Source organism: Nocardioides jensenii JCM 1364 = NBRC 14755, assembly GCF_001552535.1.
GTDB classification, from domain to species: Bacteria; Actinomycetota; Actinomycetes; order Propionibacteriales; family Nocardioidaceae; genus Nocardioides; species Nocardioides jensenii.
In genome coordinates this window covers 1-13,129 of record NZ_BCRJ01000106.1, presented here as the reverse complement: position 1 = coordinate 13,129, position 13,129 = coordinate 1, and the positions used below count along the sequence as shown (strand labels likewise).

Below are 13,129 nucleotides of genomic sequence, written 5' to 3'. Positions count from 1 at the left end.
AGCCACCCGGACGGGCACCGGACGCGCCTGACCCGGGGCCGGCGTGCCGGCCGGTGCCGGAGCCCTGGCCGCTGGGTGCCTTCGATCCGTGGCTGCCGGAGCCCTGGGCGCCCGAGCCGGGACCATAGGGCGTGGGCGCCTGCCCGGGCTGCGGGAACGGGGTCGGCGGCGGGAAGGTCTGGCCCATCGTGCCGGCCCCGTAGGAGGGGTAGTACGACGGAGGCGGAGGCGCCACGTCGGTGAGCTGGTTGAAGACCTCGGGCGGCTCGGAGTCGTTCTGCCACGGGGTGCCCGGCGGTACGCCGATCTCGCGCAGCGTCTGCAGTGCCTCCGAGGCAGTGGCCGGACGCCGCTCGGAGTCCTCCTGGATCAGGGACTCGAGGAACTCCTTGTACTTGCCGTCGGGGGCGCCCTTCTGGTGGCGCGGGCTCAGCCCGGTGAGCATCTGGATGCCCACGACGCCGAGGGCATAGAGGTCCTGCTGAGGCTCGGGCGAGGCGCCGAGGGCCTGCTCGGGCGCCATGTATCCGTCGGTGCCGATCGCGCCCGGGAAGCGGGTCAGGCGGACCTCGTCGATCAGCGCGGCCACACCGAAGTCCCCCAGGCGCAGGTGCGGGCGGCGGGTCCCGGTCGGCTCGAGCAGCAGGTTGGCGGGCTTGACGTCGCGGTGGACGACGCCGGCGCCGTGGACCGCCTCGAGTGCCTGCAGGGTCTGGTCGAGCACGACCGCGGTGTAGGATTCGGGCAGCTTGCCGTGGTCGCCGAGCAGGGTCTGGATGGAGCCGCCCTTGACCAGGTCCATGGTGAAGATGACCAGGTTGTCCTCGGCCGCCCAGCCGCTCGGTGCCACCACGTGCGGGTGGCGGATGCGCACGGACTGCTCGCGCACGAAGCGCAGCAGCATGCCGCTGTCGTGCTGGCCGAGCACCTTGGCGGCCACGAACACCTGGTTCTTCAGGTCCCAGGCGCGCCACACCGAGCCCATGCCGCCGGCACCGATCTGGTCGATCAGCACGTAGCGGCCGGCGAGCGGCGTGTTCCCCATGGAAGTCATCGGGGGCCACCCTACCCACTGGTCCGGGGAAACATTCCCCTCCGGGAGACCGTCTGATTTCGTCGCCGTACGAGCCCGCTGATAGCCTGCACTGTCCGTTCCGGCACTGTGCCCACCGAGTGGTGCATCCCGCGGACATTCGCAAAGCCCTCCTGCCACGGAGAGACCGTGGCCGCTGAGTCCAGAGGAGGTGGAGACCGCTATGCGTGCCTATGAAGTGATGGTCATCCTCGACCCGAACCTCGAAGAGCGGACGATTGAACCGTCCCTCGACAAGTACCTCAACGTCATCCGCAAGGATGGTGGCTCCGTCGAGTCCGTCGACGTCTGGGGACGTCGCCGCCTCGCCTACGAGGTCAAGAAGAACGCCGAAGGCATCTACGCCATCATCTCGCTGCAGGCCGAGCCGGCCACGGTCAAGGAGTTCGACCGCCAGCTCGGGCTGAACGAGTCGATTCTTCGCACCAAGGTCCTTCGCGCCCAGGCGTGATCGTCGTACGTCGGTCGAGGAGGGCGTTCCGCGCCCGACTCGAAACCGGCTGTGGAGAACTCTTCACACTGTCGGTGCCGGCGTACACCATGGACCTCGACACATTCGATTGAATCCAAGGGAGACCTGAGATGGCAGGCGAGACCGTAATCACGGTGGTCGGCAACCTCGTCGACGACCCGGAGCTGCGCTTCACCCCGTCGGGTGCGGCCGTGGCGAACTTCCGGATCGCGTCGACTCCGCGCACCTTCGACAAGCAGAGCAACGAGTGGAAGGACGGCGACGCGCTGTTCCTGTCCTGCTCTGTCTGGCGACAGGCTGCGGAGAACGTCGCCGAGTCCCTGCAGCGCGGCATGCGTGTCGTGGTTCAGGGTCGCCTGAAGGCCCGCACCTACGAAACCCGTGAGGGCGAGAAGCGCACGGTCTTCGAGATCGACGTCGAAGAGGTCGGTCCCAGCCTGAAGTACGCCACGGCCAAGGTCACGCGGGCCTCCCGCGGTGGCGGCGGCGGGGGTGGCTTCAACCAGGGCGGCCAGTCTCAGGGCGGTTACAACCAGGGCGCTCCGCAAGGTGGCGGCCAGGCTGCTCCGGCCAACGACCCGTGGGCCACACCGGCTCAGGGACAGGGCCAGGCCGCCCCGGCCGGCAACTCGGGTCCGTCGGACCCGTGGGCCGCTCCGGGCGTCTCGTCCGAAGAGCCTCCCTTCTGATTCATCCAGCAGCACCATTCCGTTAGCCAACATCCATTCCGGCCCGCTGAGACGCGCGGCCGGGCTTCACGAAAGGGAGCACCACAATGGCCAAGGCAGTGATTCGCAAGCCCAAGAAGAAGGTTTGCCAGTTCTGCAAGGAGAAGGCGACCGGTGTCGACTACAAGGACACCACGCTCCTCCGCAAGTTCATCTCCGACCGCGGCAAGATCCGTGCCCGTCGGGTGACCGGCAACTGCGTGCAGCACCAGCGCGACGTTGCCATCGCGGTCAAGAACGCCCGCGAGGTCGCACTCCTGCCCTACACGTCCACCGGTCGCTGAGAGGATTTGCGAACATGAAGCTCATCCTGACTCAGGAAGTTGACGGACTCGGCGCTCCCGGCGACGTGGTCGAGGTCAAGGACGGCTACGGCCGCAACTACCTCATCCCGCGCGGCGACGCGGTCCGCTGGACCCGCGGTGGCGAGAAGACCATCGAGTCGATCAAGGCCGCTCGCAGCTCGCGTGCCCTGCGCGACCAGGACCACGCCACCGAGGTCAAGACCAAGCTCGAGGCCGCGCCCGTCCAGGTCGCCGTCCGTGCCGGTGAAGGTGGCCGTCTGTTCGGCGCCGTGACCGTTGCCGAGATCGCCGCTGCTCTGTCCGAGACCTCGGGCGAGCAGGTCGACAAGCGCACGATCGTTGCCGGCAACCCGATCAAGGCCCTCGGTGCCCACCAGGTCTCGGTCAAGCTCTACGACGGTGTCTCCGCCACCGTGGCGCTCAACGTCGTCTCCAGCTGATCAACACCTGGCTGACGCTCTGACGCACCAGTTCGGCCCGCTGCCCTCCGGGGTGGCGGGCCGTTCTGCATGCTCGGCGCACTGCGGCTCTCACCGCCAGGGTGTCTCCGCTCCGCAGACGTCCTGCGTCGGGGATGTGGGTGCCGCCAGTTCGCGGGGCGTCCCGGAAGGTCGGTCAGCGTGAGTCGCGGGCCGCGGCGTAGGGCGTGGCGTGTGCCGCGAAGAGGTTCCAGATCAGCCAGATCCACAACAGCACGAAGCTGACGTCGGCGTAGCCGAGCATGGTCGTCGAGTCGGCGGCGTCGGCGATCGGCGGAAGCGCGGCCACGATGCAGGCCAGCCAGCCGATCACCCCGAAGCGCCCGGCGAACTTGCGGTCGCCTGTCCCCGCGGCGGCGGACGAGAGGGAGCGGGAGAACAGGAAGATGAAGAGCAGGTCCGGCAGCGAGAGCGCCCACTTCAGGGCCAGCTCGGCGTCGTGCACCGGCTCGTTGACCTGCGGGAACCACACGGCCAGCGAGACGAGGCCGCACACGCTGGCGATGGCCAGCAGGGTGGACCGCTCGGGCAGACGCAGGGAGCCGAGACCCCACACGACCAGCCCCCATCCGATGACGTCGGGGAGCAGGTCGTAGCGGCCCAGGGTGTCGAGGGCGACGATGACCAGTCCCATCGCGACCTTCTGGAGCGGGGTCATCGGTGTGCGCTCCGGCCGCTCGCGGCGTTCCGCACTCGCGTCCGGCTGCTCTCTCACGCCGGGAACTGTAACGTGCGGCCACGCCGCTCACCGCCGCAGCACGCGCGGCCAGGATGCCCCCGTCCCGCTCGAACGCAGGGTTGTGGTCGCTCCACACGCGTCCTGCGACGTGCGAGGGGTCAGCGGCGCCGCACCAGTGTCGACGTACGGCGATCAGTCAGCGGGCGCCGAGCACCATCCATCTGTCCCCCCGGGCACGCAGGCCGAGGACCACGGCACGGCCGAGCATGAACCCGCCGGCGAACGCGACCCAGAGCCAGACCAGGTCATCGGTCAGCAGTGCGAGCGGGGTGTAGACCACCAGCACGGCGAGTCCGCCCCAGGCCAGGTAGGCGCCGTCGCCGGCCCCGATGAGGACGCCGTCCAGCACGAAGACGTAGCCCGCGATCGGTTGCGCGATCGCCGCGACCAGGAGCACGGGCGCGAGCTGGTCGATCACCGCCGCGTCGTTGGTGAACAGGTGGCCCAGCACCGGGCTGAGTGCGGCCAGGCCGAGGCCGGTGACGACCCCGGAGGCGAGGCCCCACTGCACCATCCGCCGGGTGATCGCGCGGGTGGCGTCGCGGTTGCCGGCGCCGAGGTAGCGGCCGGTGAGTGCCTGGGCGGCGATCGCGATCGCGTCGAGGACGAACGAGAGGAACGACCACACCGTCATCGCCAGCTGATGGGTTGCGATCGGGGTCTCGCCGCCTTCCTGCACGGCGGCGTACGTCGTGACCATCAGGGCCGCGCGCAAGGTCAGGGTGCGTACGACGAGCGCGATCGCAGCGTGGGCCGCGGCCCGGATGCCGGGCAGGTCCGGACGCAGGGAGGCACCTTCGCGCCGCGCGCCACGGACCACGACGACCAGCAGCAAGCCGGCCATGAACACCTGGGCGGCGACCGAGCCGAGGGCGGATCCGCGGAGCCCGAGTGCCGGCAACGGTCCGAGGCCGTAGACGAGGGCGAAGTTCAGTGCGATGTTGAGCAGGTTGCCGAGCACGGCGGCGATCAGCGGGGTGCGGGTGTCGAGCATGCCGCGGAGCACGCCGGTGGCAGCGAGCATCACCAGCAGCGGGGTGGTGCCGAGGAAGGCGATGCGCAGGTAGTCGCTCGCGTGGTCGGCGACCCTGCCGTCGGCGCCGAACAGGCCGACCAGCCAGTCGGTGGCAAGGATGCCGACCACGGTGGTGACCATGCCGATGATCACCGCGAGCCAGATGCCGTCGATGCCCTGACTGATCGCCGCGCGCAGGTTGCCGGCGCCGAGCTGGCGGGCCACCGAGGCGGTGGTGCCGTAGGCGAGGAAGACGCAGAGGCCGACCGCGGTCTGGAGCACGGCCCCGGCGATGCCGAGCCCGGCCAGTTCGGGCGTGCCGAGGTGTCCGATGATCGCGGCGTCCGCGAGCAGGAAGAGTGGCTCGGCGACCAGAGCCAGGAATGCCGGCACCGCCAGACGGAGGATCTCGCGATCGACGCTGCGGTCGGGGGCACGGGTGGTCACTCGGGGAGCCTACTGACCGTAAGAGTCATGGGATCCGGGATGGCCATGACAGGTGATCTGGACCAGCCTGTGGGTAACTGGTGAGTATCTGTGAACGGATGAAGCGTCGAGCCGCCATGTCGACAAAGAAACACCGAGCTGTCCACGGACTGGGCTTGTCGAAAGAAAGTTGCCAACAACTTCTCCTCCACAGGGCGGGACAAGCGTTTGCGCAGGTCAGGGGGCCTGTGTGACGCATGGTTTCACGTGAATCCACAGGCCTCTCCCCAAGCTGTGCACAACCAAGTGCGTGTCGTCCACGGCGAGTCGGTAGTTATCCCCAGCCCCCTGTGGACAGGGCGGTATCGGTCCGGCCCGCAGCCGACGTACTGTCACACGTCCGCGTCACTGCATTGCCTCGGTCGAACCGCTCCTGGCGTCGTTGTCGGTGGTTTTCTCTAGCGTTGCGACAGTGCCGGAAATGACGTACGTCGACTGACGTGAATGGGCCGGGATCCGGCGAGGAAGGGGAGCGACGATGAGCATGACCGACCACCCTCGCGATGATCTGCCGCCCGAGCCGGAGTGGGGTGATGGCCCGGCGACCTACGAGCCGGGCAACGCCCCGCGCGCCTCCAACGACCGCACGCCTCCCCAGGACAACGCGGCGGAGCAGAGCGTGATCGGTTCGATGCTGCTCTCCAAGGACGCGATCGCCGACGTGAGCGAGACGATCCGCGGCACCGACTTCTACCGGCCGGCCCACGAGACCATCCACGACGCGATCATCGACCTCTTCGGTCGCGGCGAGCCGGCCGACCCGGTCACGGTCTCGGCCGAGCTGCAGCGTCGCGGGGAGCTGCAGCGCATCGGTGGTGCGCCGTACCTCCACACGCTCTCGGCCAACGTGCCGATCGCGGCGAATGCCGGCTACTACGCCGAGATCGTGCGCGAGAAGGCGATCCTGCGCCGCATGGTCGACGCCGGCACCAAGATCGTGCAGATGGGGTACGCCGGTGAGGGCCAGGTCGACGCCATGGTCGACAACGCCCAGGCCGAGGTCTACAAGATCACCGACAAGCGGTCCGCCGAGGACTACGCGCCCCTGGTCGACATCATGGAGGGCGTCCTCGACGAGATCGAGGCGATCGGCAACCGTGACGGCGGCATCTACGGCGTGCCGACCGGCTTCGCCGACTTCGACGACCTGACCAACGGTCTGCACAAGGGCCAGATGATCATCATCGCGGCACGACCGGCCATGGGGAAGGCGCTCGCCCTCGACACTCCGCTGCCCACGCCGTCCGGCTGGACGACGATGGGCGACGTGCAGGTCGGAGACGAGCTGTACGACGCACAGGGCCGCCCCACCCGCGTCGTCGCCGCGACCGATGTGATGCTCGATCGTCCTTGCTACGACGTCGAGTTCTCCGACGGCTCACGCATCATCGCGGACGCGGAGCATCAATGGCTCACCGAGACGCGATTCCCCGGTGGTCGAGCAGCGAGCGCCAGCGAGCGCCCGTCGAGACCAATGATCCGCACCACGTTGAAGCTCGCGGAGTCGATTGACTCCCTCCACACGATCGCGATGCCTGACGGCACCTCGGTCAAGGTCGAAGCGGTTCGGCCGATTGAGTCCGTTCCCGTGCGGTGCGTCCAGGTCGACAACAACGAGCACCTGTACCTGGCTGGGGACTCGATGATCCCCACTCACAACTCAACGCTTGCCCTTGACCTGTGCCGGGCGGCGTCGATCCACAACGGCATGACCAGCGTCTTCTTCAGTCTCGAGATGAACCGGGCCGAGATCACGATGCGCCTGTTGTCGGCTGAGGCGAAGGTGCCGCTGAACCACATCCGCAACGGCAACATGACCGATGACGACTGGGCCAAGCTCGCGCGCAAGATGGGCGAGGTCTCGTCGGCGCCGATGTTCATCGACGACTCCCCGAACATGACGATGATGGAGATCCGGTCGAAGGCGCGACGGCTCAAGCAGAACCACGACCTGCGCCTCATCGTCATCGACTACATGCAGCTGATGAGCTCGGGCAAGAAGGTCGAGTCGCGACAACTCGAGGTCTCGGAGTTCTCTCGACAGATCAAGCTCCTGGCCAAGGAGCTCGAGGTCCCGATCATCGCGCTGTCGCAGCTGAACCGTGGTCCCGAGCAGCGATCCGACAAGCGACCGATGATGAGCGACCTGCGTGAGTCGGGGTGCGTCACGGCGGACACACGCATCATGCGGGCGGACACCAACGCCGAGGTCACCATCGGTGAGCTGATGGAGTCCGGCGCCAAGGACATCCCCGTCTGGGCACTTGATGATCGACTCAAGCTGGTGCCACGCACGATGACTCACGCGTTCCCTTCCGGAACCAAGGAGGTATTCGAGCTCACGCTCGCCTCAGGTCGCACGGTCAAGGCGACGGCGAACCACCCGTTCCTGACGTACGACGGGTGGATGCCCTTGGGGGAGCTCTTGCCAGGAACGCGTGTCGGTGTCATCCGACATGTCCCGCCGCCGTTGGAGATCACTCCTCGTGATGACCATGAGGTCGCTCTCTTGGCGCACCTCATCGGGGATGGTTCTTTCGTCAAGCGGCAGCCGATCCGCTACGCGAGCCAGGACGAGGCTTGTCTCGACACCGTTGCTTCGGCGGCGTGGCATCGATTCGGGATTACGGCGAAACGTGATGACTATCCGGCCGCTCGCTGTATCACGCTGCGTCTTCCTGCGCCGTACCACCTGACTCACGGAAAACGGAACCCGATTGCCGAATGGCTAGATGGGATGGGCCTGTTCGGGCTACGGAGCCACGAGAAGTTCGTTCCAGACTGGGTCTTCGGCCTGCCCAAGGAGCAGGTGGCGCTCTTCCTCAGAAATCTCTGGGCAACTGACGGTTCGGTCAGCCTCAGTGGAGGAAAGGGCAACATCTACTACGGCACAACCAGTCGCCGGCTTGCCGACGACGTCGCTCGTCTTCTCCTCCGATTCAACGTCTTCACGCGCCTTTATTCGTACACGAAGGGCGAATACCGGCCGGGGTATCAGGTTCATGTAACCGGTGCTGAGAACCAGATCCGGTTCCTTGACGATGTAGGTGTTTGGGGATCACGGGAGACGAAGGCGACAGCACTGTCCGAGTTCTTGGTCAACGCCAAGGGACGCAGCCAGTCAGACACGATCCCCGTCGATGTCTGGCACCGTGTCCGTGACGTGATCAATGCCAGGAACCTGGATGTCGACGACCTCACGGGGCCACTCCAAGTGAAGTCACTGCCCCGCCTCTTTGCCAAGGCGCCCACTCGCCAGACAATGCTTCGCGTCGCAACGATCTTGGGTGAAGAAGACCTTGAAGTGCTCGCCACGAACGACATCCTCTGGGATGAGGTCAAGTCGATCGAATCCGTTGGTTTGCAAGACGTGTACGACGCCACTGTGCTCGGAGTGCACAACTTCGTGGCTGAGGGCATTGCCCTTCACAACTCGCTCGAGCAGGACGCGGACATGGTGATCCTGCTGCACCGCGACGACGTCTACGAGCGCGAGTCGACCCGTCCCGGCGAGGCTGACCTGATCGTCGCCAAGCACCGTAACGGTCAGACGCGTGACATTACCGTCGCGTTCCAGGGCCACTACAGCCGCTTCGTCGACATGGCCCACTGACCGCCTGCGTCGTTGTCGAGATGCAGCGACGATTGTCGGGTCGTCGCCGTAGATGATCTTTTGACGTTATGTCGCGCTGATGGGCCTGTGAGGATGCGACACGGTCGCTACCGATCGGCTCCCGTCTGGGGTACCTGGGCTCGCCTCTTGATCAGCGCCGCCGAACCGCGCGCTCATGCCGAGATCCGGACGCCATGGAATGCGACGGCATCCATGTCCGTTCAGGCACCATGACAACTATCGGGCTCATCGGCAGTGGCAACATCGGCAGCACGGTGGCAAGGCTGGCGGTGGCCGCCGGTTACGACGTGGTGCTCAGCAACAGCCGGGGACCGGAAACGCTTTCTGACCTGGTCGACACGCTTGGCCCGCGCGCCCGCGCGGCGATGGCCTCCGAAGCGGCCGAGGCAGCAGATATCGCAGTCGTGACGGTGCCACTCAAGAACTACCGGCGGGTCCCGGTCGAGGCGTTACGTGGCAAGGTCGTGATCGACACCAACAACTACTACCCGGACCGGGACGGACACATCGCGGAACTCGATGACGAGTCCACGACCACGAGCGAACTGCTTCAGGCACATCTGCCCGAGTCCCATGTGGTCAAGGGGTTCAACAACATCTACGTCGACCACTTGGCCACACTCGACCGCCCGGCGGGAGATGCGGACCGGTCGACCCTCGCCATCGCTGGTGATGACGCAGCGGCTAAGCAGACCGTTTCCCAGTTCCTCGATGCAATCGGGTACGACACACACGACGTCGGGGCGCTGAACGAGGGATGGCGCTTCCAGCGCGACACCAGTGCCTATGTGACGCCGTACGCGATGCCAGGCACGACGTACCCCGACTGGTCAGCGCGACCCACGTCGGCAGACATCCTTCGGGACGCTCTTGGTTCGGCGCGGCGCTACCGCGACATGTGATCGCTGCGGGCCTTTACATACGGCCGCAGAGCGGGTCCGCCCTGCCTACGGCGGGCGATGCGTCGGGATCTGCCGCGGATGGTGCGCAGTCGTGCCGAGCTCCGTGCGGTCGCGCCGATGAGCGTTCGCCACGAGGGCGTAGCCCTACGAAATCGTTCGTCCGTAGCGTGCGAGACAGTGCCAAACCTGCTTGATCGATTGGGGTGGGTGCGCGCCACCGCGCGCGGCATCACCGACCACCTCCGGCGTCAACTCGTCGCCCAGCGAGCGGGCTAGGTCGACGATATGGGCTCCGCGGTAGTCGGGAGCGAAGGCGTCGGGATTCGCCCGGAAGCCCGCGTGGAACTCGATAGGGCAGCCAAGCCTGCCCGCGGTGTCACCGATATCCGTGTCCGCGAAGCAGGGATCGAGCACGACCGCCTCCACATGGCTGTCGAACCGGACGGCGCCGTGCACGTGTGCTTCGACGCACTCATCAAGGTCGTCGAAGTCGGAGCCGTCGGCAATGTGGCACAGCAGCGGGAGTAGGTCGGCGTCGCCGAAGTCGGTCGGTTCGAACACCGAGTCGGGGAAGCAGAACGTCGCACGGGTGACGGCTTCTGGGCGGAGCCGTACGTAGGAGGACCCGAACCGAATTGCGCCTCCATAGGGGTCGGCGCGCCTGTTCCAGGCTCCGTAGACAGGGCGATCTGACGCCTCGTCGTCGTAGCGTCCTTCGAAGAGGCGACTTTCCCAGCGCCACCGATCCCCACCTGGATGCGCGGTGAGCCCTCCGTTTGAGACGCCAGTAGAGAATTGTGATCGGTACAACCCGTCGGCAGCCATTGACTCGATGACCATGCGGTCTTGGTGCGGCCAGTTGGGGTGGAACTGCAACGTGATGGCCTCGACCGGGGCGGCACTCGCTCTCTGGCCGACGCCCGATCGTCGATCTTCGACTGGTGGCTCCATCACGGGACATTCTATGGATGGATCGCGTCAGATGCTGCGATCCGTCCTGTCATGCCGCACTGCGCGCGCTTTGCTCTCGGCGTGGCCGAGCCCTGACCTGCCCAAGTTGCCCGCCTGAGACCGGTCAATCCTCGTGCCAGATCCGGCGAACATTGAAAACTCGGCATCGGTGTCTTGACGGTGTCGCGCTGACGGGGCTGCGCGGACGCGAGAAGTTGGCCAACGATTGTCTCGGGTATTCGGGCGGCCGTGGCCGACGTCGTCGAACCGCGCGGTCACACCGATGCGCGAGCGGTGGACTGGAGGCCTTTCAAAGCCCCGCGAGTCGTTGGGCGAGGGAGTGGCACAGGTCTGCGGTCGCGTCGGCGTCGAGGTCGTGGGTGACGGCTCCTTCGATGGCGAAGGTGACGACCGCTGCCTCGGCGTTGCGTCGAGCTGCCGAGAGCTCGATGGTCAGCTGGTCCTCGAAGAGGGCTTCCATCTGCCTGTGGAAGCTGGAGTGCCACTCCGCGATCCGCGGCGACCGCGCCACGCGGGCGTGCACGGTGGCAACCAGGTGACGCACTGGCCGCAGGCTGTCGACGAGCCACACGAACTGTTCCGCCAGGGGTTGCTCGGCAACGGTTGTGTGCTGCTCGAGGAGCAGGTCCAGATACCTGTCGGCGACAGCAACGAACAGCTCGTCCTTGTCGCCGAAGTACCAATAGAGGGTGTTCGGTGTGAGTCCGGCTGCGGCGGCGATCTTGCCCATTGATGCGCCGTCATAGCCCTCGGAGACGAACAACGAACTGGCGGCAGTGACGATCTCGTCGCGCTTGGCTTCTTTGGTCTGGTCGTTGCGGTTGCGTGGCACACCTCATCTTGACAGCCATTCAAGAGCGCCGGCAATATCTCTTGTATGTCAATCAAGAGGAGGCTGCCATGAGTGACCGTCGAGAGCTGTTCTTCCCGTCCGGCGAAGATCGGTGCCACGCATGGCTGTACGTGCCCGAGGGTGCGACTGAGGCGACCCCGGCACCCGTCCTGGTGATGGGACACGGTCTGGGAGCCATCAAGGAGATGCGTCTCGCCGCGTTCGCCAAGCGCTTCCAGGCCGAGGGGTACGCGTGCCTGGTGTTCGACTACCGCCACTTCGGGCAGAGCGGGGGCGAACCGCGGGAGCTGTTGAGCATCCCTCGGCAGCGGGAGGACTGGCGGTCTGCGGTGGCGTTCGCGCGCACCCTGCCCGAGGTCGACCCCGACTCCGTGGTGGTCTGGGGGACCTCGTTCGGTGGTGGACACGCCATCGTCACCGCCGCCGACGACCCCTCCATCGCGGCGTCGATCGCCCAATGCCCCTTCACTGACGGGTTCGCGGCACTGGCGAAGATCCCGCCGAGAGTGGCTGCTCGCCTGACTGGCGCAGCGGTCCGCGATCTGTTCGCGACGGCGATCGGACGCGAACCCGTGCGGGTGTCGGTCGCCGCCCGCGCCGGCGAAGTCGGCTTGATGAGCGCAGACGACGTTTCCGAAGGAGTGCTCGAGCTGCTCGAAGCCTCCGGCCTCACCGAAGCCGAGTACAGGTCCCAGGTCCCGGCCCGCATCGGGCTCGCCGTGCCACTCGACAGACCCGGACGGCGAACCAAGGACCTCACCAAACCAGCACTCTTCTGCGTCTGCGACGGCGACACCGTCGCCCCGGCACCGGCCACCCTGCGGCACGCCGCCAAGGCACCCAGGGGAGAGGTGCGCCGTTACGACGCTGGACACTTCGACATCTACATCGGCGACGACTTCGACCGTGTCATCGCAGACCAGATCGCGTTCCTGCGGCAGCACGTGCCGGCGCCCCTCCGCGGCACCACCCCCCTGCGCGATGCCCAGGGCAGCCCGTACACCCCCAAACGCCGCGGCAACTAGGCATCTGTTCGTGCCTGGCGGGCCGCACGCCCGCTCGGCCCGGTCATTGCGCGGTCCGTTCACGACTGGATCGCCAGGGAATCCTGGCGGTGTGCGCCGTGATCAGGCGGTCGGCCCGGCCGGCTCGGGCCGCGAGGGTCAGCAGCCCTGGAAGGTCGTCGTTGGATCCGGACCCATTCCCTCGCCCACGGCTCCAGGTCGAGCGTCGACGAGAGGTCCGGGTCCTCGATCACGAACGCCGCGGATTCGACCGTAGGGGTCGGCGCGGTGATCGACGCTCAACAGTCACTTGGGGAGCTGGCCGATCTCAATCGGTCCGGGCCATCTGGTGGATCCGCGTCCGGAACTCCGCCAGGTCCAGCCCGTACGTCGGACCGCCGGCGGCGGCGTAGCGCTCGAGCCGGCCGTTGCCGCGCTCGAGCAGCC

Annotated in this window: 12 protein-coding genes; 7 read left to right on the top strand and 5 right to left on the bottom strand. The window is 66.8% G+C overall.

Features of this window, described 5'->3' with window-relative positions; genetic code table 11:
- Positions 1-1,054, bottom strand: a 1,054-nt coding sequence (locus tag NJ4_RS21010) for a serine/threonine-protein kinase (RefSeq protein ID WP_157551267.1), incomplete at its 3' end; no start/stop codon positions are given.
- 202 nt (positions 1,055-1,256) lie between these two features.
- On the opposite strand from NJ4_RS21010, the gene rpsF reads away from it, so the two are divergent.
- The 4 genes from rpsF (at position 1,257) to rplI (ending at position 3,038) form a co-directional block, all read left to right on the top strand.
- Positions 1,257-1,544 carry a 30S ribosomal protein S6 gene (gene rpsF / locus NJ4_RS21005; RefSeq protein WP_067440001.1) on the top strand — a complete coding sequence of 96 codons (288 nt, stop codon included), beginning with the start codon at positions 1,257-1,259 and terminating at the stop codon, positions 1,542-1,544.
- Positions 1,545-1,675: 131 nt separating this feature from the next.
- A complete protein-coding gene (locus NJ4_RS21000; RefSeq protein ID WP_067439998.1) occupies positions 1,676-2,254 on the top strand; it encodes a single-stranded DNA-binding protein in 579 nt (192 codons plus the stop codon).
- A gap of 86 nt (positions 2,255-2,340) precedes the next feature.
- The gene (gene rpsR, locus NJ4_RS20995) at positions 2,341-2,577 is read left to right on the top strand and encodes a 30S ribosomal protein S18 (RefSeq protein ID WP_017933521.1); all 237 of its coding nucleotides are present in this window, start codon (positions 2,341-2,343) and stop codon (positions 2,575-2,577) included.
- Positions 2,578-2,591: 14 nt separating this feature from the next.
- Positions 2,592-3,038: a 50S ribosomal protein L9 gene (gene rplI / locus NJ4_RS20990; RefSeq protein ID WP_067439995.1), complete on the top strand. Its 447-nt coding sequence runs from the start codon at positions 2,592-2,594 to the stop codon at positions 3,036-3,038.
- Between the two features lie 175 nt (positions 3,039-3,213).
- Here the strand turns inward: rplI and NJ4_RS20985 are convergent, their stop codons facing one another.
- Together NJ4_RS20985 and NJ4_RS20980 are read right to left on the bottom strand one after the other, a co-directional pair.
- Positions 3,214-3,792 carry a hypothetical protein gene (locus tag NJ4_RS20985; protein WP_157551266.1) on the bottom strand — a complete coding sequence of 193 codons (579 nt, stop codon included), beginning with the start codon at positions 3,790-3,792 and terminating at the stop codon, positions 3,214-3,216.
- 160 nt (positions 3,793-3,952) lie between these two features.
- Entirely contained in the window at positions 3,953-5,278 is a 1,326-nt protein-coding gene (locus NJ4_RS20980; protein WP_067439989.1) for an MATE family efflux transporter, read from the bottom strand.
- A gap of 517 nt (positions 5,279-5,795) precedes the next feature.
- Here NJ4_RS20980 and NJ4_RS20975 point away from each other — a divergent pair.
- Both NJ4_RS20975 and NJ4_RS20970 read left to right on the top strand, forming a co-directional pair.
- Entirely contained in the window at positions 5,796-8,930 is a 3,135-nt protein-coding gene (locus tag NJ4_RS20975; RefSeq protein ID WP_067439986.1) for a replicative DNA helicase, read from the top strand.
- Positions 8,931-9,124: 194 nt separating this feature from the next.
- Positions 9,125-9,853 carry an NADPH-dependent F420 reductase gene (locus NJ4_RS20970; protein ID WP_082748973.1) on the top strand — a complete coding sequence of 243 codons (729 nt, stop codon included), beginning with the start codon at positions 9,125-9,127 and terminating at the stop codon, positions 9,851-9,853.
- A gap of 144 nt (positions 9,854-9,997) precedes the next feature.
- Here the strand turns inward: NJ4_RS20970 and NJ4_RS20965 are convergent, their stop codons facing one another.
- Both NJ4_RS20965 and NJ4_RS20960 read right to left on the bottom strand, forming a co-directional pair.
- Positions 9,998-10,804, bottom strand: a complete 807-nt coding sequence (locus NJ4_RS20965; RefSeq protein WP_157551265.1) for a DUF3626 domain-containing protein — start codon at positions 10,802-10,804, stop codon at positions 9,998-10,000.
- A 310-nt stretch (positions 10,805-11,114) separates the two neighbouring features.
- Positions 11,115-11,657 (bottom strand): TetR/AcrR family transcriptional regulator, encoded by a 543-nt coding sequence (locus NJ4_RS20960; RefSeq protein WP_067439977.1) that lies wholly within the window; start codon positions 11,655-11,657, stop codon positions 11,115-11,117.
- 68 nt (positions 11,658-11,725) lie between these two features.
- On the opposite strand from NJ4_RS20960, the gene NJ4_RS20955 reads away from it, so the two are divergent.
- The gene (locus tag NJ4_RS20955) at positions 11,726-12,703 is read left to right on the top strand and encodes an alpha/beta hydrolase (RefSeq protein ID WP_067439974.1); all 978 of its coding nucleotides are present in this window, start codon (positions 11,726-11,728) and stop codon (positions 12,701-12,703) included.
- Positions 12,704-13,129: the final 426 nt, after the last annotated feature.